Genomic DNA, 20,740 nt, shown 5'->3' with positions numbered 1-20,740 from the left:
GGGCACCACCGCTCCGGTGCGGTCCGGGTCAGCCGCGCGGGTCCGCGATCTCGCTGACCGGCCCCTCCGCCCGGTAGTCGTCCAGGGCGGTGACCACGTAACCGCCGCCGTCCTCCAGGGGCTCGGTGTCGGCCAGGTTGGAACCGCCGGTCATCCCGACCAGGTTCTCCGGTGCGAGCGCGGCGCAGTAGGCCTGGTCGTCCCCGTCCTCCAGGGCCTGGGCCGCGTCGGCCGCAAGACGGTAGACCGCGTAGAAGCGGGCGTCCTCGACCTGCTGCCACTCGACCTCGACCGTGCCGTCGCCCTCCCGGGCGGAGACGCCGACGGGCGCGCCGGCCAGGGGCCCCTCGTCCCCGGGCGAGTCGATCACCGGGGGCAGCGCGGGCCCGGCGTAGTGGGTGTCGAGCAGGTGCTCGACCGCGCCGCCGTTCTCGCGCAGGCTCCTGACCGAGAAGTAGATGTCTCCGGAGACCTGGTCGAGCTCACTCGAGAAGTCGAGTTGTCTGCTCAGCGCGTCGTCGTCGGTCCAGCCGTCATCGCCGAGACGGTAGGCGGCCTGGCCCACGTACAGGTCGACGCCGGTCCCCTCGACCTCGTCGGCCCACCACTCGGTCAGAGCCTCGTAGTCGGCCGTGGCGAACCCCCGCTCCCAGTACAGCTGCGGAGCGACGTAGTCGACGGTGCCCTCCTCGATCCAGGTGCGGGTGTCCGCGTACTGGGCGTCGTAGGACTGCAGGCCCGAACTGGGCGAACCGGTGGGATCGGTGCTGTCGTTGCGCCAGATGCCGAACGGGGAGACACCGAAGCTCACCCAGGGCTTGGTCTCCTGGATCCGGCCGTGCACGTCCCGCATGAGCTGGTTGACGTTCTCGCGCCGCCAGTCGCCGCGGTCGTCGAAGTCGCCGCCGTGCGCCTCCCAACTGGCGTCGTCGTCGAAGCTCGCGCCGTCCTTCGGGTACGGGTAGAAGAAGTCGTCGAAGTGCATGCCGTCGATGTCGTAGCGCTCGACCACGTCCATGATGACCGAGGTGACCCACTCCCGGACCTCGGGGTTGCCGGGGTCGACGTAGGCCTCGGTGCCGAAGTCGACCAGCCATTCCGGGTTCTGCCTGACGGGGTGGTCGTCGGTGAGGTTCTCCACGTCGGGGTCCTGGAGTCCCACCCGGTAGGGGTTGAACCAGGCGTGCATCTCCAGGCCGCGCTCGTGCGCCTCCTCGACCGCGTACTCCAGCGGGTCGTAGCCCGGATCGCCGCCCTGTTCCCCGGTGAGGTAGCGGGCCCAGGGTTCGAGATCGGACTCGTACACGGCGTCGGCGGTGGGCCGGGCGTGCAGGAAGACGGCGTTCAACCCCATTTCGACCGACTCGTCGAGCCACGCGTCGAGCTCGGCCTTCTGCTCCTCGGCGGACAGGCCGGGCTCGGAGGGCCAGTCGATGTTGCGGACCGTGGTGAGCCAGGTGCCGCGCATCTGGCGCTTGTCGCCGTCGGCGGCGCAGGCGGCGGGGGCCGCCAGCCCCTCGCCTCCGGCCACGGGGTCCCCGGCCCCGGAGCCGTTCCCGTTCGCGGAACACCCGGCCAACAGCACCGTGGCCGCGGCGGCGGCCGCCGCCCACCGTGTTCCGGCGCGCGGCGTGGTCACGGCCCGTGCCATCGAACGCATCAACAATTCCCTCCGGCCTGTCCGCGCACCGCCGTCCCCCTGGCGTCGCGCCGCGACCCAGATTAAAGCAAGATGTCAATTTTTGGACACGATACGACCAATGTGTGGATAACATCGCACAGTGTGATCGCCGGGAATCTTCTCCCAGGTCAACGGAACACCGCGGGGCGGGCACCGGAAACGGCCGGGTTCCCCGGCCCTGCCGCCCGTCTCCGGCCCCCGGCGCCACCCCCGGAGGGGACGGGGACACGGATCTTCCGTGCCCGCCGTACGCGCCGGACCAGGGGCACGGCGTGCCGGACCGGGACCTAGACTTTCCTGCTGTAAAGGGATCTCGGGCCTGAAGGCCCGGGCTTTCAACCCCTGTGGTTGGGGGCCGCCTTTACCAGCACCAGCCATCATCAAGGAGGTGACCTCGATGGCTACGTTCCGCGCAGGACAGCAGACCCACCCTGGCGTGCTTCCTCAGCGCCAGGCTCTGGAATCGGAGTCAGCAGACACGCCCCGGATCGGGCACGAAACGGGACTCCGACACCGCAATGCGGTACCCGGCGCGGACCCTGTGCGAGGGGAGACCAGAGCAGCCTCACCTGGCGGTTCTGGCGTCACCCCCAACCCTGTTGGGGAGCAGGGCCGTGAGGCCCGCACCAAGAACACCGCACCGTATGTGTTCGTCCTGGACAAGAACGGTGTCCCGCTACAGCCGTGCCCGCCCGCCCGAGCCCGCAAGCTCCTGACCAAGGGGCGTGCCGTGGTGGCCCGGCACACCCCCTTCACGATCCGCCTCACCGACCGCACCGCCGCAGAGTCCGAGGTGGACGGTGTTCAGGTCGGGATCGACCCCGGAAGCAAGCACACCGGTATCGCCGTGTTCACCCAGCAGGCGGGGGAGCGTCGGGGCAGGTACAGCATCCAGCTCGACCACCGGGGCTCCCGGATCCGCAAGAAGATGCAACAGCGTGCGGGGTACCGGCGGCGGCGCCGGAGCGCGAACCTGCGCCACCGCACGTCCCGGTTCTCCAACCGCACCCGCCCCCGAGGGTGGTTGGCTCCCTCTCTGCGCCACCGGGTGGACACGACCCTCGGTTGGGTGGAGCGGCTGTGTCGGTGGGCACCGGTCAAGGCGGTATACGTGGAACGGGTCGCGTTCGACACCCACGCCCTGTCCGCCGGGAGGCCGTTGGAGGGGGTGGAGTACCAGCAGGGCACTCTGGTCGGGTTCGAGGTGCGCGAGTACCTGCTGGCCAAGTTCGACCGGGCCTGCGTGTACTGCGGGGCTGTGAACGTGCCGTTGAACGTCGACCATGTCCACCCCTGCTCGCGGGGCGGGTCGGATCGGGTGTCGAACCTGGTGTTGGCGTGCGTGCCCTGCAACCAGACCAAAACGAACCGGCCCGTGGAGGAGTTCGCTCCCAAGGCCGCCGCGCGCATCCTGGCCCAGGCGAAGGCACCGCTGCGTGATGCCGCCGCTGCGCAGTCCACCCGGTGGGCGCTCTGGCGCGCCTTGGAGGAACGGCTGCCCACCCATGTGGCCTCGGGTGGGCGCACCAAGTTCAACCGCACCCGCAACCACCTGCCCAAGACCCACACCCTGGACGCCCTGGCCGTCGGCAAGGTCGACACCGTCACCCAGACCGTGGAGCGGGTGCTGGTCGCCGGGTGCACCGGGCGGGGCCGGTATGCGCGCACCACACCGGACCGGTACGGGTTCCCCCGGCTGCGTGCCGCCCGCCAGAAGCAGTACTTCTCCTTCACCACCGGAGACCTGGTCCGCGCCGTCGTGCCTTCTGGGAAACGTGCGGGCACCCACACCGGGCGTGTCCTCGTGCGGGCCAGGGGGAGCTTTGACATCACCACCGGTCATGGACGTCAGGCCGGGATCAACCACAAGCACGTGCGTCTGCTCCAGCGGGCGGACGGCTATGCCTACACCTGGAAGAAGGAGGAGGGCGTTTCCTCCCGGTTCTGAGGAACCGGGCCTGCACGCCCAAAAAACATGGTGAACGCCGTGCTGAGCCCACCGAAACTGTTCGTCCGCACCGTCCCCCTGCGCGACCGCGCCGACAGCCTCGTCCGTCGGCTGCCCGAGGGAGCGGCCCTGGCCTGGTTGTCCGGGGACGACGGGATCGTGGGCTGGGGCGAGGCGGCACGGTTGGAGCCCGAGGCGGCCCCCGCCGGAACTCCGCCCACCGACAACTCCCGTATCGCCCAGGCGGCCCGCTGGTTCGCCGGACTGCTGGAGCACGCCGAGGTAGAGGACGAGGTGGGCCTGCCCGGCACCGGCCTGGTCACCTTCGGCACGTTCACCTTCGCTCCCACCTCCCCGGGATCGGCGCTCGTCGTGCCCCGGGTACTCGTGGGCCGCCGGGGCGACCGCGCCTGGCTGACCACAGTCACCGACGAGCCCGTCGAACATCCCGAGGAGCTGCTGCGCCCCGCCACCGAGCCGCGCCCGGTCGGGCCCCTGGAGTGGCGGCCCGGATCACTGACCCGCCAGGAGTGGATGGACGCGGTCGCCGGGACCGTCGGGCGCATCCGGGCGGGGGAACTGGAGAAGGCCGTACTCGCCCGGGACGCCATCGCCCGGGCGCAGTCCCCCGTGGACGTGCGCGTCCTGCTGGAGCGGCTGCGCAACCGGTTCCCGTCCTGCTTCACCTTCTCCGTCGCCGGCATGGTCGGCGCCACCCCCGAGTTGCTGCTGCGCCGTGAGGGCGACCAGCTCACCTCGCTGGTGCTGGCCGGTACCCGCCCCCGCGGTGAGGACGCCGAGTCCGACCGGCGCCTGGGCCAGGAGATGATGGCCTCGGCCAAGGACGTCGAGGAGCACGGGCTGGCGGTGGACTCACTGCGCACCGCGCTGGAACCGCTCGCCGCGGAGCTGGCCGTCCCCGCCTGGCCGCACCTGCTCGGACTCGCCAACGTCCAGCACCTGGCCACCCGCGTCCACGCCCGGCTCGCCCCCGGGGTCTCGGCACTGGACGCGGTGGCGGCCCTGCACCCCACCGCGGCCGTGGGCGGGACCCCCACCGAAACGGCGATGCGGCTGATCGGTGAGGTCGAGGGGATGGACCGGGGCGGTTACACCGGGCCGGTCGGCTGGCTGGACGGCGCGGGCAACTCCGAATGGGGGATCGCGCTGCGCTGCGCCCGCGTGGACGGCTCAAGCGCGCGCCTGTACGCCGGCGGGGGGATCGTGGCCGGTTCGGACCCCGCCGAGGAGGCCGCCGAGACCGAGTCGAAGTTCCGGGTGATGCGCGAGGCCCTCGCCGACCCGCAGGGCTGAGTGCCCCGGCCCCCGGGGCCGGGGCCGAGGTGGGGCGGACACGGGTTCCGCGCCCGAAACGGGTTCTTGACATCCTGGAAACACCGCTGCGGCACCTTCGTGCCGTGAACGTCGAACTGGTCCCCTGGGACGACCCCGAGGCCGCCGCGCTGCGCTCCGGACAGCGGCGGGAGATCGCCGAAAGGTACGGCACTCCCGACTCCGAGCCCGGAACCCCGCCCTCCGCCGCCGACATCGCCGTGTTCGCGGTGGTGCGCGACGGCGCCGGCCGGGCCGTGGGCTGCGGCGGCCTGCGCGACCTCGGTGAGGGAGCCGGTGAGGTCAAACGCATGTACGTGCTGCCCGAGCACCGCGGTTCGGGTGCGGCGGCGGTGTTGTTGGGCGCCCTCGAAGGGTGGGCGCGCGATCGGGGGTGGAAGTGCCTGCGGCTGGAGACCGGTGACCGCCAGCCCGATGCGGTGCGCTTCTACACCCGTTCCGGCTACACGCCCGTGCCCGCCTTCGGCGCCTACGCGGACTCCCCCGGTTCCCTGTGCTTCGAACGGACGCTGTAGCGGCACCGGGTCCCCGTCCCGGGGGCCGGGAAGAGGACCGGCCCCGGTCCCTCCCCCACGACGGAGAGGACCGGGGCCGGGGCCTGCGCCGGGCCCGTGGGGCCCGACCGGGTCAGGTCACCGCTGTCGCGGCCGGTTCACTGGCCGACGTCGCGGCCGGCCTGGTGCCAGATGCACGCCACGGACGGGCGGGGGAAGTCGCCGTCGGGCCAGGTGCTGGTCGGCGACTCGAAGGTGCCGTTGTCGCCCGGGTGCTGCGGCGCGAGGAAGACGGTCTTGTTGTCCTCGCTGATGAAGGGGCCGCAGGCCTCCGCGCGCACCGGCACCGTGGCGAAGGTCTTGAGCTCACCGCGGAAGCGTCCCTCGACCGGCATGACGTGCAGGGCGTCGGCCGTGCCCAGCGAGCCGGGCTGGCCGTCGGTGGAGATCCACAGGTTGCCGTGCTTGTCGAAGGCCAGGTTGTCCGGCGACGAGATCGGCATCACCTTGGACTTGTCGAAACCCGCGTAGTAGGTGTCGTCGTCCTCGGGGTCGCCGCACACCAGCGGCACGTTCCAGCCGAAGGACGTGGCGGCGTTGTCCTCGCCGTCCTCGACGATCTCCAGGATGTGGCCGTAGCGGTTGGGGCCGCGCGGGTTGGGCTCGTCGGCCTGGCCCGGCTCGCGGGCGGAGTTGTTGGTCAGGGCGCAGTAGACCTTGCCGGTGACCGGGCTGGGCTCGAAGTCCTCGGGACGGTCCATCTTGGTGGCGCCCGCGGCGTCGGCCGCCAGCCGGGTGTGGACCAGCACCTCCTCGACGCTGAAGCCTTCGACGAAGCTCTCGGTGGAGTTGCACAGGGCGATCCACTCGCCGGTGCCGTCGAACTCCCCGTCGGCGGGCAGGGCGCCGGAGCCGTCGATCTCCTCGGCCGGGCTGTTGCCGGTGAGCCTGGCGACGTAGAGCGTTCCCGAGTCCAGCAGCGTCAGGTTCTGGCGGCGCGACCCCTCGACGTACCGGCCGTCACTGACGAACTTGTACATGTAGTCGAAGCGCTCGTCGTCGCCCAGGTACACCACGACCCGCCCGTCGGCGGCCAGGATGGTGTTGGCGCCCTCGTGCTTGAAGCGGCCCAGCATGGTGCGCTTGACCGGCTTGGCCTGGGGGTCGAGGGGGTCGATCTCGACGACGTAGCCGAACCGGTTGGCCTCGTTGGGGTGCTTGGACAGGTCGAAGCGCTCGTCGACCCGGTCCCACCGGCGACCGGAGGCACGGGTGCTCAGGCCGTAGCGGTTGGTCTCGGCGGTGCCGGGCGCGTTGCCGAAGTACTGGTGGAAGTTCTCCTCGCAGCTGAGGAAGGTCCCCCAGGGGGTCGTCCCGCCCGCGCAGTTGTTGAGCATGCCCAGGACCTCGGTACCCGTGGGGTCGGCCTCGGTCCTGAGCAGGTCGCTGCCGGCGGCGGGGCCCGAGAGGGTCATGGGGGTGGAGGTGTGGATGCGGCGGTTGAAGGAGCGCTCGCCCTGCGACAGCTTCCACTGGCCGGTCCCGCCGACGCGCTCCAGCTCGACCAGGGAGCCGCCGTGCGCGGCCATGACGACGCGGAGCTGCTCGGGGTCTGCGTTGGCTCCGCCGTTCCAGCCCGCGAACATGATGCTCTCGTTGGTGTACTCGTGGTTCACCCAGAGCAGGCCGTGGTCGTCGTCGAGCTGGTGGAAGCCGACGTAGTCGCAGTTGTAGCCGAACTGCTGGGCCTGGGCCTGGGCGGTCTGGGCGTTGACGTCGAACTCGGGGGCGCCGGGCAGGACGGGGTCGCCCCAGCGGATGATGACGTGCTGCTCGTAGTGCTTGGGCACGGTGAGCGCGTCGTCGTTGTTGGGCAGCACGCTCTTGAAGGTGAGACGGGGCGCGGGGTGGGGGCGGTTCGGGCCGCGGTCGGCCGCCGCCGGGGTGAGGGAGGCCAGGCCGAAGGCGCTGGCCCCGGCGGTCACCGCGCCGGCGCGCAGCGCGGAGCGGCGGGAGATGATGCCCTGGAAGATGTCACCGAAGTAGGAGTTGGAGCTGGTGTTGGGCGCGGGGTGGAAACAGGCGTCGCCGCAGCGGTAGTGGCACGTCGCGCGGGATCTGCCGCCGCCCACGAGGTCGAGGAGGGGAAGCCGACGGCGGGGGGTCGCGGATTCGGGCACGCGTTACTCCTTGGGGATCGTGACCGCTCACACGCCCCGGGAGGAGCTGCGGGGCTCCGCCCGGGGTGCGGAGGCGATCGTGCAGGAGGTCTCCTGCCTGGTCGCTCACGACCTTGGCTGAGGTTTCACACGCTCCGGTGAAACCCGGGTGAACGCACCTACAACTCCCCCAACATGTCGGGGGTGCTCACTGCGCACAGCCGTACGAACACTCACCGTGTGACCCTACGCTGATCCTCGACCACCCCCCGGGCTCCCGTCCACCAGCCTCGCCCCGGCGGGTCGCATTCCGAGCGGCCCCGCGCCCGGGCCTCAGTCGTACATTCTCCCCAGCAGGGCTCCCTGACCGGACTGCAGCACGTGTGCGGACTCCAGCGGGATCCAGAAGCACTCGAACCGGACCGGCTCCCCGACCCCGTCGTTGTCCTCGGCGGAGAACCATCGCTGCGGCACCGGTCCCTCCACCGCCAGCAGGAAGAAGTGTCGGCGCTGGAGCTCGAACCGGTACGGGGCGAGGTCGTACTCGGCGGTCCCCAGCGCGCGCACCACACGCAGACCCGCCAGTCCGGTCTCCTCCCGGGCCTCCCGCAGGGCCGCCGCCTCCGGGAGCTCGCCCGGGCGCACACCGCCGCCCGGGACCTGCAACCCGACTTCCTCCGGCGGGTGGTCGGCGTGGCGGAACACCAGCAGCCGTCCCGCACGGACGACGTAGCAGAGCGCCTTGTCGCGGACCGCCCGGACGGTCACACGGCCCCCGTGCTGCGGCCGACGGGGACGATGAGCGGACCGCCGGTGACCGGGTCCTCGGTGACCACGGCCTCCAGGTCGAAGGCCTTCCGCAGGAGTTCGGGGGTGAGCACCTCGGCGGGGCTCCCGCTGGCCACCACCCGGCCCTCGCGCATGGTGATGACGGTGTCGGCGTAGCGCGCGGCCAGGTTCAGGTCGTGCAGCACCATCACGATCGTCCGCCCGCCCTGCCGGTGCAGTTCCTGGACCAGGTCCAGGACGTCGACCTGGTGCACCAAGTCCAGGAACGTGGTGGGTTCGTCAAGCAGCAGCAGGTCCGTGCCCTGGGCCAGGACCATCGAGATCCACGCGCGCTGGCGCTGGCCGCCGGACAGTTCCTGGATCGGGGTGTCGGCCAGCTCCAGCAGGCCGGTCTGTTCGAGGGCCCGGGAGACCGCCTGGTGGTCGTCGCCCGACCACTGCCGGTACCACCGCTGGGACGGGTGGCGGCCCCGGGCGACCAGGTCGGCGACGGTGAGGCCGTCCGGGGCGACCGGCTGCTGCGGAAGGACCCCCAGCACCTGCGCCACCTCGCGGGTGGGCACCCGGTGGATGTCGCGGCCGTCGAGCTCGACCACACCCGACTTCGGACGCATGAGGCGGCCCAGGGCGCGCAGCATGGTGGACTTTCCGCAACCGTTGGGCCCGATAACGCAGGTGATGGTGCCCTCGACGATGTCGGCGTCCAGGCCGTCGACGACGGTGTGGTCGTCGTAGGCCAGGGTGAGGCCGCGGGCGCTGAGCCGGGAGGGGGCGCGGTCGGTGGCGGAGGCCTCGGCCTGAGCGGCTGTACTGGGTGAAGTGGTCACGCTTGGGCCTTTCGGTTGCCGCGGACGAGCAGGTAGATGAGGTAGAGGGCGCCCAGGCAGCCGGTGACCACACCGACCGGGAGCTGGATGTTGGTCAGCAGGTTGCGGGCGATGAGGTCGGCACCGCAGGTCAGTGCGGCCCCCACCAGGGCGGACAGCAGGACCGGCGGCCTGGGTGCGCGGGCCAGGCGCAGGGCGATCTGCGGGCAGGCCAGGGAGACGAACAGGATCGGCCCGGCGGCCGAGGTTCCGAAGGCGGCCAGCAGCACGGCCAGCACCAGCATCGAGGTGCGGGCCCGTTCCAGGGGCAGGCCCAGGCCCCGGGCCACGTCGTCGCTGTAGGAGAGGGTGTCCAGGGTGCGCGCGGCCACCAGGGCCAACGGCAGCAGCACGGCCAGGGCCAGCGCTGTGGGCAGGGCGTTGGTCCAGGTCCGCATGGTCAGGCTGCCCGCGATCCACACCATGGCGCGGCCGGTGTCGGTGACCTCGCCGAGGGTGAGCATCCACAGGGTGATGTTCATCAGGACCGCCGACATGCCCACGCCCACCAGCAGCAGCCGGTAGCCGTCGATGCCGCCGCGCCGGGCCAGGGCGTAGCAGAGCAGGCCGGAGGCCAGTCCGCTCACGAGGGCGACGGCGGGGATGCCGAAGGAGGCCGTGGTGCCGCTGACGATGCCGTAGCTGCCGCCGAACGCCAGGACCGCGACCACGCCGGCGCTGGCTCCGTGGGTGACACCGAGCAGGTCGGGGCTGGCCAGGGGGTTGCGCATGATGGTCTGGGTGACGGCCCCGGCCGCGGCCAGGGCGGCTCCGGCCAGCAGGCCGACCACCACGCGGGGCATCCGCACCCGCCAGAGCGTGAAGTAGTGCTCGTAGTCGGTGCCGATGATGTGCGCCCACACCTGGCCGGGGGTCAGTACGGTCTCCCCGACCATGAGGTTGAGCCACACCAGCACGGCCATGACCAGTGTCGTCACGGCTCCGGCCAGGACCGGGCGCGGCCGCCACGGGAGTGCCACGGGTCCCAGGCGCAGGAACCGGTGCCGCAGTGCCAGGCGGGCCAGGGCGCGCTCGCGGCCGTCGGTGGGGGTGAGGGTGGAGGTCATAGGGAGAGCAGCCTCCGGCGGCGGACGACGTAGATGAAGAAGGGGGCACCGATCAGGGCGAGGACCACACCGACCTGGAGTTCGCCCGGCGGGGCGAGGAAGCGGCCGAGCACGTCGGCGGTCAGCAGCAGGACCGCGCCCATCAGGGCCGAGTAGGGCAGCAGCCACCGGTGGTCGGAGCCGGCGACGGCCCGGGCCACGTGCGGCACGATGAGGCCGACGAAGGCGATCGGCCCGCAGGCGGCCACGGTGGCGCCGGTGAGCAGGGTGATGGCGACCAGCCCCGTCAGGCGGGCCCGGCCCACCCGGTGTCCCAGGGCGCGTGCGGTGTCCTCGCCCAGGGCCAGGGCGTTGAGTGCGCCGGCGTTGGACAGGGCCAGGAGGACGCCCACGACCACGAAGGGCAGCAGCTGGAGGATGATGTCGGGGTCGCGGCCCACGAGGGAGCCCACCCGCCAGAACCGGAAGTTGTCCATGGTGGCCTGGTCCAGCAGGACCACCCCCGAGACCACGGAGTAGCACAGCCAGCTGACGGCGGTCCCGGCCAGGGCCAGGGTGATGGGTGTGGGTCCGCGTCCGGGGACGGAGCCGATGGCGTAGACGACGACGGCGGCGAGTGCGGCGCCGCCGAAGGCGAGCGCCGACTGGGCCTGGACCGCGGTGATGCCGGCCAGCGCGATGCCCAGGACGACCGCCAGGGCGGCCCCGAAGGTGACGCCGAGGATGCTGGGGTCGCCGAGGGGGTTGCGGGTGTGGCCCTGCATGAGCGCGCCGCCCAGTCCCAGGCTGATCCCGGCGAGCACGCCCAGGGCGGTACGGGGCAGCCGGATCTGGTGGACGATGATGTCGGCCTCGCGGTCGGCGGTCCCGGCGAGCGCCTGCCACACGGTTACGGGGTCCAGGGCGCGGGCGCCCACCAGGACGCTCGCGGCCACGACCGCTCCCAGGGCGAGCGCCAGGGCCGCCAGCCCGGCGATACGGCGTGCGCGTCTGGCTCCGAGTACGCCTCCGCGCAGTTCGGGGGCGTCCGGGGCGGGGGCCGCCAGGGGGCTCGGGGGCGGCCCGCTGGTGTCGTGCACCGAGGTCTCCCATCATGACGAAGGCCAGGTCAACCTTAGTTAGGTTTGCCTAGCCACACTTTGATGATCTAAGTTTGCCACGTCCCAACCAGGAACTACACATCCGGGGTATGTCCCCCGCTGCTCGCATGCCCCAGATCGTCCCCTAACCGATGGAGTACCTGAGAATGAACGCCTGGACCCCGCTGCGCCGTGCGGGCCTGCCCACCGTCGCGACGGCCGCGGCCGTCGCCCTGCTCACCGCCTGCGGGGCGAGCGGCCCGGCCGAGGACACCTCCGACGGGACCGGGGGTGAGTCCGCCGAGGGCTACCCGATGACGGTCGAGCACCAGATGGGCGAGACCGAGATCCCGGCGCCGCCGGAGCGCGTGCTTCCGCTGGACGCCGCCTTCGTGGACTCCACCCTGGCCCTGGGCGGCAACGTCGTGGGCTTCACCACGTTCTCCGAGGACGTCACCGAGCTGCCGGACTACCTCCGCGACAGCGAGTGGAACACCGGCACCGCCGACGACGCCCAGCCCGTGGGGCTGCTGTGGGACCTGGACCCGGAGCTGGTGGCCGCCACCGAACCCGACCTGATCCTGTCCGCCGAGGTCCGCCACGGCGACGGCTACGGCCAGTTCACCGAGATCGCGCCCACGGTCATGTCCGAGACCACCGGTGCGATCTGGAAGGACAACCTGCGTCTGACCGCCCAGGCCCTGAACGCCGAGGACCGGGCCGAGGAACTGCTCACCGAGTACGAGGAGCGCGCCGCCGCGATCGGCGAGGAGATCGTCGAGTCCAACGGCGGCGAGGCCCCGACCGTGTCGGTGGCCCGCTTCGCCGGCGACGAGGAGGGTGTGCGCCTGTACACCCCCACCTCCTACGTGGGCGTGATCCTGGAGGACGTGGGCCTGGAGCCCGGCCCCGGCGTGGACACCGGGACCGACGAGATCATCACCTACCACAGCCAGGAGCGCCTGCTCGACCTGGACGCCGACCACGTGTTCGTGGCCACCTACGACGACGGCGGCGCCGACGGCGTCCAGGAGTCCAAGGAGGAGTACCAGTCCAGCCCGCTGTGGAGCGAGCTGGAGGGCGAGATCACCGAGGTCGACGACGGTTACTGGATCTCCGGCGTGGGCCTGATCGCCGCCCACAAGACCCTGGACGACATCGCCGAGATCTTCGGCGTCGACGCCCAGCGCTGAGGCCGGTCCCGACCGCCCGCGTCGGACCGTGACAGCGACCGGCCCCGAGCGGGCCGCCCCGGGCCCGTGCGGCAGCCGCCGCGCGGGCCCTCGCCCTGCCGTGCGCCGCGCAGGCGGCACGGCGGGACCACCAACCCGGAGGGAACACATGGAACCGCCCCGCTCCTTCGACCACACCCCGGCCCTGGCCCCCGAGCGGATCCCCCGGGCCGTCCGCGAGGCGGCCCGGCGCCTGGCCGCCGACCCCGGGTCGGGCTACGTCTACGACCCCGCCCTGGCGACGTCCCGGGCCCGTGAGCTGCGCGGTGCGCTGCCCGACTGGGCGCGGGTGTACTTCGCGGTCAAGTCCAACGGCTTCGGGGAGGTCCTGGCGCACCTGGCCGAGGCGGTCGACGGCTTCGAGACCGCGTCCCTGCACGAGGCCCGCTCCGCCCTGACCCACCTGCGGGGCAGCGCCGGCGGCCACCGCGGCCGTCCGATCGCCGTGAGCGGCCCGGGCAAGTCCCCCGAGATGCTCGCCGGCCTGGCCCGCCTGCGGGCCGAGAGCGGCGCCGAGGTGGTCGTCAACGCCGAGAGCGAGCTGGAGCTGTACCGGGCCTCGGCGGCCGCCGTGGCCGCGGGCACGGTGCTGCCGGTGACGCTGCGCGTCAACCCCGAGCGGGTCCCGGTGCGCGGTGCGCTGGCCATGGGCGGCACACCCTCCCCCTTCGGGCTGCCCGAGCCCCTCGTGGACGGGGCGGTGCGTACCGCCCTCTCCCTGCCCGGCCTGGACCTGACGGGCTTCCACGTGCACGCGGTGAGCGGCAACACCGACGCCGTCGCCCATGCCGCGTACGTGCGCTGGTGCCTGGAGTGGGCCCGGCGGACGGCGGACGCGCACGGGGTGGACCTGCGGGTGGTGGACGTGGGCGGCGGGCTCGGCGTCCCCTTCGAGGAGGACGAGGAGGCCTTCGACGTCAAGGGCTTCGGTGCGGAGCTGGCGGAGCTGCCCGACCCGGGTGTGGAGGTCGTCTTCGAGCCCGGGAGGTGGATCGCCGCCCCCGCCGGGTGGTACGCGGCGCGCGTGACCGACATCAAGTCCGCCTACGGCCTCGACTTCGCGGTCGTACGGGGCGGGATCAACCACTTCCAGCTACCGACCTCGTGGGAGATCCGACACAACTTCGCGGTGGTGGCGGAGCCGTCGTGGCCCGAGGGGATGCCCCGGCCCCGGGTGGACGGAGCGTCGGTGACGATCTCGGGCGAGCTGTGCACGCCCGAGGACGTCCTGGCCCGGGACGTACGCGTGGAGGCGCTGCGCGCGGGCGACACGCTGGTCTTTCCCAACGCGGGCGCCTACGGGCACGAGTTCGCGATGCCCGCGTTCCTGGCCCACCCGGCGGCGCCGAGGGTGAGCGTCGATTCCTCCGAGGCGGTGTGATCCGAATCTCAGGCGACACATCTACCTTGACATGGTTAGGTTAGCCTGGCCTAATTATTTTGTCCCTGATGTTCCCCTCACCCCACCCCGCCCCCACCCCCGGGCGCCCAGCGCGCCGACGACCGAGGAGGCCGCACCATCGTGCCCACCGCACCGACGAGCGCAGCGACCCGCCCCCAGGACACCACGGCCTGGCGCATCGACAACCTCACCGGCACCGACGTCCTGAACGACCTCGACCCCTGGGTCGAGATCTACGAGGAGGTCTACGCGCACGCCCTGCACCTGCCCGACCACAGCGACCCGCCCTTCCGCGAACGCCTGGCCTTCAGCGCGGCCCGCCCGGGCTTCCGCCTCACCTCCTGCCACGCCGACGGGGAGCCCGCCGCGTTCGTCTACGGCTACACGCTGCCCACGACCACGGGCTGGTGGGACGGCTTCACCCCGGCGCCGGGCGTCGGGGACGACCTCGCACGCGAGTGGCCCGGGCGCACCTTCGGCGTGTGCGAGGCCCTCATCCGCACCCCCTACCGGCGCAGCGGACTGGCCGAGCGCATGGCCCCCTTCCTGCTGAGCGGACGCGACGAGGAACGCGCGGCCGGCCTGGTGGCCGAGACCAACACCCACGCGCTGGAGATCTTCCTGCGCAACGGCTGGCGGCAGGTGGGCGACCTCGCCCCGCACGCCGGTTGGCGCCGCCACCACTGCCTGGTCCTGCCGCTGAACGTCTGAGAAACCGACCCACGGAAACCAGGTACCACGCGCCCATGCCGATCACCCACAGTGCCGAACTGGCCACCCCCGGAGACACCCCGCTCGCTCCCCAGGGACCGCCCCCTCCCCCGCGCCTCGCCGGAGCACCCCGGGGTCCCGCCGCCGTCGCGGCGCTGGTCGACGACGCCATGCGGACCCTGGCCCTGGCCACCGCCGAACGCGGCGGCCCCCTGCCCGCCAGCACACCGCGCGAGGTCGACGAGGCGGTCCGCGGCGCCCTGACCGCCACCGGCGCCGCCGCGCTGCCCCGCCTGACCGGGGCCCTGACCGCCGGGGCCGCCGACCCCGCCCACCCGCACTGCGCCGCCCACCTGCACTGCCCACCCCTGGCCGTGGCCGTGGCCGCCGACACCGTCGCCTCGGTCCTCAACCAGTCCCTGGACTCCTGGGACCAGTCCCCCGCCGCGACAGCGATGGAGACCCAACTCGTCGCCGAGCTCGCCGACCTCGTCGGCTACCACGGCGCGGGGGCCGGCGGTGTGATCACCTCCGGCGGCACCGAATCCAACCTCACCGCCCTGCTGCTGGCCCGCGACCACGCGCTGGGCGCCGCCGGCACCGACCCCGGCCGCCACGGGGTCGCGCGCGCGGCGGGCACCGCGCGCCCCCGGATCCTGTGCGGCGCCGCCGCCCACTTCTCCGTCCAGCGTTCGGCCGCCCTGCTCGGCCTGGGCGAGGACGCGGTGGTCCCCGTCCAGGTCGACGACCGGCACCGGATGCGGGTCGAGGACCTGCGCTCGGCCCTGGAGCGCGTGCGCGCCGACGGCGACCTGCCCGTCGCGGTCGTGGCCACCGCCGGGACCACCGACCTGGGCGGTATCGACCCCCTGCCCGAGATCGCCCGCCTGGCCCGCGAGTTCGACGTGTGGCTGCACGTGGACGCCGCCTACGGGGGCGGCCTGCTCTTCTCCCGGCGCCTGCGCCACCTGCTCACCGGCATCGAGGGCGCCCACTCGATCGGTATGGACCTGCACAAACTCGGCTGGCAACCGGTCGCCGCAGGTGTGCTGCTCACCCGTGAGCGCGCCCTGTTCGCCCCGCTGTCCCGCTCGGTGGACTACCTCAACCCCACCGACGACGAGGAGTCCGGCTACCCGAGCCTGCTCGGCTACTCCCTGCGCACCACCCGCCGCGCCGACGTGTTCAAGATCGCCGTGACCCTGCGGACCCTGGGCGCGGACGGGCTGGGCGCCATGGTCGAGGCCTGCCACGACCTGGCCCGCTCCGCCGCGGCCCAGGTCACCGCCGACCCCCGGCTCGACCTGGCCCAGGAACCCTCTCTGACCACGGTGGTCTTCCGCTACCGGGCCGGGGGCGAGGCCGAACACGGCGACCGGGTCAACGCCCGGCTCCGCCGCCGCCTGCTGGAGCAGGGCCGCGCCGTCGTGGGCCGCACCCGCATCGACAGCCGGGTGTGGCTCAAACTCACCCTGCTCAACCCCGACACCACCCCCGACGACACCGCCGCGCTGCTCGCCCTGGTCGCCGACGCCGGCGACGCCGAGCAGGCCCACCTCCAGGAGTCCCGTTGACCAGCGCACCCTCCCCCGGCGACGGCCACGTGCACGACCTCGTGGGCGTGGGCCTGGGCCCGTTCAACCTGGCCCTGGCCGCCCTCGCCGACGCCGTCCCCGACCTGTCCGCGCACTTCCTGGAAGCCCGGCCCTCCTTCTCCTGGCACCCGGGCCTGCTCCTGGAGGGCGCCCGGCTCCAGGTCCCCTTCCTCGCCGACCTGGTGAGCCTGGTCGACCCCACCAGCCGCTGGTCGTTCCTGTCCTACCTGCGCGCACACGACCGGCTCTTCCCGTTCTACTTCTCCGAGAACTTCCACGTGCCCCGCCGCGAGTACGACGACTACTGCCGCTGGGTCGCCCACAGCCTGGACTCGTGCACCTTCGACGCCCGCGTCAGCGCCGTGCGCCACGACTCCGGCGTACTCACCGTGGACTACCTCGACGCGCACGGCCGGCGCTCCAGCGTGCGCACCCGCGCCCTGGTCCTGGGCATCGGCACCGAGCCGGTCCTGCCCGAGCCCCTGCGCGCCCTGGAGGGCGACCGGGTCTTCCACGCCGCCCACTACCTGGACCGCGCCCCCGCGCTGGCCGGGGCCGACGACGTCACGGTGATCGGATCCGGCCAGTCCGGCGCCGAGGTCTTCCTCGACCTGCTGCGCTCGTCCGCGCACCGCGACACCGCCGTGCACTGGCTGACCCGCTCGCCCGCCTTCGCCCCGATGGAGTACTCCAAGCTGGGCCTGGAGCACTTCACCCCGGACTACACCCGCTACTTCCACGCCCTGCCCCAGCCGGTCAAGGACCGGACCGTGCCCGAGCAGTGGCAGCTGTACAAGGGCATCAGCGCCGACACCATCTCCGAGATCCACGACGTGCTCTACGAACGCGGCATCGCCGGCGCCCCCACCGGAGCCAGCCTGCGCGCGCACTGCGAACTGCGGGCGGCCCGGCGCGCGGCGGACGGCTACGAACTCACCTTCGTCCACCGCGAGCAGGACCGCGAGTTCACCGTGCGCACCGACGCCGTCGTGGCCGCCTCCGGCTACGCCCAGCGCGACCCCGACTTCCTGGCGCCTGTGGCCAAGTTCCTGCACACCGACGACCGCGGCCGGCCGGTCATCGGCGCCGACCTGCGCCTGTCGGCCGACCCTGCGCTGGAGGCCCCCATCCACGTGCAGAACGCCGAACTGCACACGCACGGCGTCGGCGCACCGGACCTGGGGCTGGGCGCCTGGCGCGCGGCCACCATCCTCAACAGCATCGCCGGACGCACCGTCCACCGGCTGCCCGAACGCACCGCCTTCACCTCCTTCGGCGCGCCCGCGCCCGGGGCCGGACGGTGAACAACCCCTCCTTCCGCCGCCTGTACCTGCTCGTCGTCGTCATGCACGTGGTCTCGGACGTGGCGCTGAGCCCGTTCTACCCCCAGCTGTTCGAGCGCCTGTTCGGCGTCACGGACGTGGCCGCGACCGGTACCTACATCTGGGTGTGCCGGGCCACCGCCCTGGCCGCGATGCCGTTGTGGGGTCTGGTGGCCCGCCGCCTGACCATGGCCTCGCTGGTCACCTGGGGGCTGGTGGCCGCCGCCGTGCTGGAGGTGGCGATCGCGCTCTTGCCGACCTTCACCGCCTTCACCGTGCTCTCGGCCGTCCAGGTGGCGGTCACCATGTCCTTCGCCCTGGCCTACCCGGCCTTCGTGGGCAGCGGCGGCGACCGGCTGCGCGACGTGACGGTCCACGCCTACGTGATCAACGTCGGGATCGTGGGGGCCACGGTCCTGGGCGCGGCGATCATGGCGCTGCCCGACCCCCGGTGGGGCATCGCCTCGTGCGCGCTGCTCTACCTGGCCCTGGCCGTGCTGTGCCACCGCCACCTGCCCCGGCGCGCCGCCCCCTCGGCCGATGCAGTAACCCCGGCTGCCCCCGGCACCGGAGCCGACGCCGGCCCCGCGCCCTCCACCCGCCCCGGACGACGGACTCTGGCCGCGCTCGCGGCGGTGTGCGCCGCCGTGCTGGCCGCCGAGACCGCCCGCCTGGTCGTACGCCCCTTCTTCACCGTGTACGCCGAGGAGGCGGGGGTCGACCCCGCCCTGTCCGCCGGGCTGTTCCTGCTCCCGCAGCTGACCGTCCTGGCGGTGCTCCCCCTGGCGGGGCGGGCCCACGCCGTGCTGGGGCGGGCCCTGCTCCCGGCAGCGTGCGCGCTGGCGGCGGCGGGCCTGCTGGTGCAGTTCCTGGCGCCGGGGCTGGGCCTGCTCGCCCTGGGCCGGGTGGTCTTCGGCGCGGGCCTGGGCCTGGGGCACGTCGCCCTGGACCTGCGGGTGTTCGCGGTGACACGGGCACGCGGCCCGGCCTTCGCGGCCGTGGAAACCGTCCGCGTCAGCGCCACACTGCTCAGCCCGGTCCTGGCCACCGGGCTGGCCTCCGCCGGACTCGGACTACCCCTGGCGGCCGGCGCGGCGCTGTTCGCCGTACTCTCGCTGCTGCTCACCGCGCTGCCCGCGGCGCCGGGCACGCCCCGCACGAACGCCCCCGTCCCGGCCCCGGCCGACCCGTCATCGCACCACGACCCGTCACACCCGACACCTCCCGCGCCGAGCGCGCGGGCCCGTGAGGAGAGGGACCAGCATGTCTGAGACCGCAACGCCCCCCACCGCCGACACCTGGCGCCGGGCGGGCCGCCGCCTGCTCGCCCACATGGTCGGCGAGATGGCCTACGAGGAGATGATCACGCCCCGGGGCGAGGGCTCCGACCGCTGGACCCTGGCCGTGGACGACGGGACCGCCTACGCCTTCACCGCGCGCCGGGGCGGGTTCGGGTCCTGGCACGTGGACCCCGACTCCTTCACCCGCACCACCGACCGGGGGGAGGAGGACGCCTGGGACCCCACCCTGTTCGTCACCGACGCCCAGAAGACCGTCGGGCTGCCCGGTGACTCCCTGGCCGAGGTGGTCCGCGACCTGCTGGCAACGCACACCGCCGACGCCCGCCTGCTCCAGGCCGTCCCCGACGCGGGGGCCCTGGCCGACCTGCCCTACGAGGACCTGGAGGGCTACCAGACCGGCCACCCCTGCATCTTCGTCAACAAGGGCCGTCTGGGCTTCTCGGCCGCTGACGCCGAGCGCTACACCCCCGAGGCGCGCGGCGCCTTCCAACTGGTGTGGATCGCCGTCCACCCCGACCTGGCCCGCTTCCAGTCCATGGCCGGCACCGACCGCCCCGGACTACTCCGGGAGGAACTCGACGACGACCAGCGCGCCGAGTTCGCCCGGCGCGTGCGCGAGGCGGGCGGGGACCCCGAGACCTACCAGTGGCTGCCCGTCCACCCCTTCCAGTGGGACGAGGTCATCGCCCCGCTCTTCGCCGCCGAACTCGCCCTGGGCCGCCTGGTACGGCTCGGAACCAGCCGCGACCGGTACCGCCCCTTCCAGTCCATCCGCACCCTGATGAACCTGGACCGGCCCGACCGGCTCAACGTCAAGGTGCCGCTGATGATCCGCAACACCCTGGTCTGGCGCGGCCTCTCGGGCACCCAGACCGGCTGCGCCCCGCACACCAGCACCTGGCTGCGGGCCCTGGCCGAGCGCGACCCCTACTTCGCCGAGACCGGGGTGATCATGCTCGCCGAGCAGGCCTCGGCGACCGTGCCCCACCCGGTCCTGGACCGGCTGCCCCAGGCCCCCTACCGCTTCCACGAGCTGCTGGGCACCATCTGGCGCGAGCCGATCCACCGCCACCTGGCCCCCGGCGAGCGGGCCCGCACCATGGCCTGCCTGCTGCTGGAGGGCTCCGACGGGCGCGCCCTGGTCGCCGAGCTGGTCCAGCGGTCGGGGCTGGAGCCCGTGGAGTGGCTGCGCCGCTTCCTGGGCGCGCTGTTCCCGCCGGTGCTGCACTACCTCTACCGCTACGGCGCCTCCTTCACCCCGCACGGGGAGAACGTCGTCCTGGTCTTCGACGAGCACGAGCGGCCCGCCCGCATCGCGCTGAAGGACTTCGGGTCCGATGTGGAACTCCTGCCCTTCGACCTGCCCGAGTACGCCGAGATCCCCGACCGCGTACGCGCCCAGCTGCACCGCTGGGAGCCGGGCGAGCTGGCCCACTCGGTGCTCTCGGCTATCTGCGCCGGCCACCTGCGCTTCCTCGCCGACATCGTCCGGCGCCAGCTCGGTGTGGACCCCGACCAGCTGTGGGCACTGGCCCGCGAACAGGTGCTGGCCTACCAGGAGCGCTTCCCCGAACTGGCCGAGCGCTTCGCCTGGTTCAACCTGCTGGCGCCGCGCGTGGGCCGGGTCGCGTTGAACAGGGAGCAGCTCATGGGCGGCGGCTTCCACGAGCGCGCCGAACGCGACGCCGAGTTCGACGTCATGCACGGCCAGGTCGACAACCCGCTGGCCCCGCGATGACCA

At 72.9% G+C, this 20,740-nt stretch carries 16 protein-coding genes; 10 read left to right on the top strand and 6 right to left on the bottom strand.

Annotated features, from left to right (window positions below; genetic code table 11):
- Positions 1-28 precede the first annotated feature (28 nt).
- Positions 29-1,660, bottom strand: coding sequence for a glycoside hydrolase family 10-like protein (locus tag AC0VYD_RS11835; RefSeq protein ID WP_475479919.1), 1,632 nt, complete (start codon positions 1,658-1,660; stop codon positions 29-31).
- A 667-nt stretch (positions 1,661-2,327) separates the two neighbouring features.
- Between AC0VYD_RS11835 and iscB the strand changes: the two genes are divergently transcribed.
- The 3 genes from iscB (at position 2,328) to AC0VYD_RS11820 (ending at position 5,497) form a co-directional block, all read left to right on the top strand.
- Positions 2,328-3,629 carry an RNA-guided endonuclease IscB gene (gene iscB, locus AC0VYD_RS11830; protein ID WP_475479918.1) on the top strand — a complete coding sequence of 434 codons (1,302 nt, stop codon included), beginning with the start codon at positions 2,328-2,330 and terminating at the stop codon, positions 3,627-3,629.
- A 30-nt stretch (positions 3,630-3,659) separates the two neighbouring features.
- On the top strand, positions 3,660-4,943 hold the full coding sequence (locus tag AC0VYD_RS11825) for an isochorismate synthase (protein WP_475480246.1): 1,284 nt from the start codon (positions 3,660-3,662) through the stop codon (positions 4,941-4,943).
- Positions 4,944-5,047: 104 nt separating this feature from the next.
- Positions 5,048-5,497 (top strand): GNAT family N-acetyltransferase, encoded by a 450-nt coding sequence (locus AC0VYD_RS11820; RefSeq protein WP_475479917.1) that lies wholly within the window; start codon positions 5,048-5,050, stop codon positions 5,495-5,497.
- 137 nt (positions 5,498-5,634) lie between these two features.
- On the opposite strand, the gene AC0VYD_RS11815 is transcribed toward AC0VYD_RS11820, so the two are convergent.
- From AC0VYD_RS11815 to AC0VYD_RS11795, 5 genes are all read right to left on the bottom strand, one after another.
- Positions 5,635-7,656 carry a PhoX family protein gene (locus AC0VYD_RS11815; RefSeq protein WP_475479916.1) on the bottom strand — a complete coding sequence of 674 codons (2,022 nt, stop codon included), beginning with the start codon at positions 7,654-7,656 and terminating at the stop codon, positions 5,635-5,637.
- Between the two features lie 312 nt (positions 7,657-7,968).
- Positions 7,969-8,403, bottom strand: a complete 435-nt coding sequence (locus tag AC0VYD_RS11810) for an NUDIX hydrolase (protein ID WP_475479915.1) — start codon at positions 8,401-8,403, stop codon at positions 7,969-7,971.
- Positions 8,400-9,251 carry an ABC transporter ATP-binding protein gene (locus AC0VYD_RS11805; RefSeq protein WP_475479914.1) on the bottom strand — a complete coding sequence of 284 codons (852 nt, stop codon included), beginning with the start codon at positions 9,249-9,251 and terminating at the stop codon, positions 8,400-8,402. The genes AC0VYD_RS11810 and AC0VYD_RS11805 overlap by 4 nt, the downstream gene beginning before the upstream one ends.
- On the bottom strand, positions 9,248-10,357 hold the full coding sequence (locus AC0VYD_RS11800; protein WP_475479913.1) for a FecCD family ABC transporter permease: 1,110 nt from the start codon (positions 10,355-10,357) through the stop codon (positions 9,248-9,250). The genes AC0VYD_RS11805 and AC0VYD_RS11800 overlap by 4 nt, the downstream gene beginning before the upstream one ends.
- Positions 10,354-11,436: a FecCD family ABC transporter permease gene (locus tag AC0VYD_RS11795; protein ID WP_475479912.1), complete on the bottom strand. Its 1,083-nt coding sequence runs from the start codon at positions 11,434-11,436 to the stop codon at positions 10,354-10,356. The genes AC0VYD_RS11800 and AC0VYD_RS11795 overlap by 4 nt, the downstream gene beginning before the upstream one ends.
- Before the next feature lie 167 nt (positions 11,437-11,603).
- Between AC0VYD_RS11795 and AC0VYD_RS11790 the strand changes: the two genes are divergently transcribed.
- From AC0VYD_RS11790 to AC0VYD_RS11760, 7 genes are all read left to right on the top strand, one after another.
- On the top strand, positions 11,604-12,629 hold the full coding sequence (locus AC0VYD_RS11790; protein WP_475479911.1) for an ABC transporter substrate-binding protein: 1,026 nt from the start codon (positions 11,604-11,606) through the stop codon (positions 12,627-12,629).
- Between the two features lie 148 nt (positions 12,630-12,777).
- Positions 12,778-14,049, top strand: coding sequence for a type III PLP-dependent enzyme domain-containing protein (locus AC0VYD_RS11785; RefSeq protein ID WP_475479910.1), 1,272 nt, complete (start codon positions 12,778-12,780; stop codon positions 14,047-14,049).
- 141 nt (positions 14,050-14,190) lie between these two features.
- Positions 14,191-14,781, top strand: a complete 591-nt coding sequence (locus AC0VYD_RS11780) for a GNAT family N-acetyltransferase (protein WP_475479909.1) — start codon at positions 14,191-14,193, stop codon at positions 14,779-14,781.
- 35 nt (positions 14,782-14,816) lie between these two features.
- Entirely contained in the window at positions 14,817-16,355 is a 1,539-nt protein-coding gene (locus AC0VYD_RS11775) for a pyridoxal phosphate-dependent decarboxylase family protein (protein ID WP_475479908.1), read from the top strand.
- Entirely contained in the window at positions 16,352-17,680 is a 1,329-nt protein-coding gene (locus tag AC0VYD_RS11770; RefSeq protein WP_475479907.1) for a lysine N(6)-hydroxylase/L-ornithine N(5)-oxygenase family protein, read from the top strand. The genes AC0VYD_RS11775 and AC0VYD_RS11770 overlap by 4 nt, the downstream gene beginning before the upstream one ends.
- On the top strand, positions 17,677-18,969 hold the full coding sequence (locus AC0VYD_RS11765) for a hypothetical protein (RefSeq protein WP_475479906.1): 1,293 nt from the start codon (positions 17,677-17,679) through the stop codon (positions 18,967-18,969). The genes AC0VYD_RS11770 and AC0VYD_RS11765 overlap by 4 nt, the downstream gene beginning before the upstream one ends.
- Positions 18,962-20,737 (top strand): IucA/IucC family protein, encoded by a 1,776-nt coding sequence (locus AC0VYD_RS11760; RefSeq protein ID WP_475479905.1) that lies wholly within the window; start codon positions 18,962-18,964, stop codon positions 20,735-20,737. The genes AC0VYD_RS11765 and AC0VYD_RS11760 overlap by 8 nt, the downstream gene beginning before the upstream one ends.
- The last annotated feature ends 3 nt before the right edge of the window (positions 20,738-20,740 follow it).

Source organism: Nocardiopsis sp. iso_40 (genome assembly GCF_056173285.1).
This window is presented reverse-complemented; position numbering and strand designations above follow the sequence as displayed.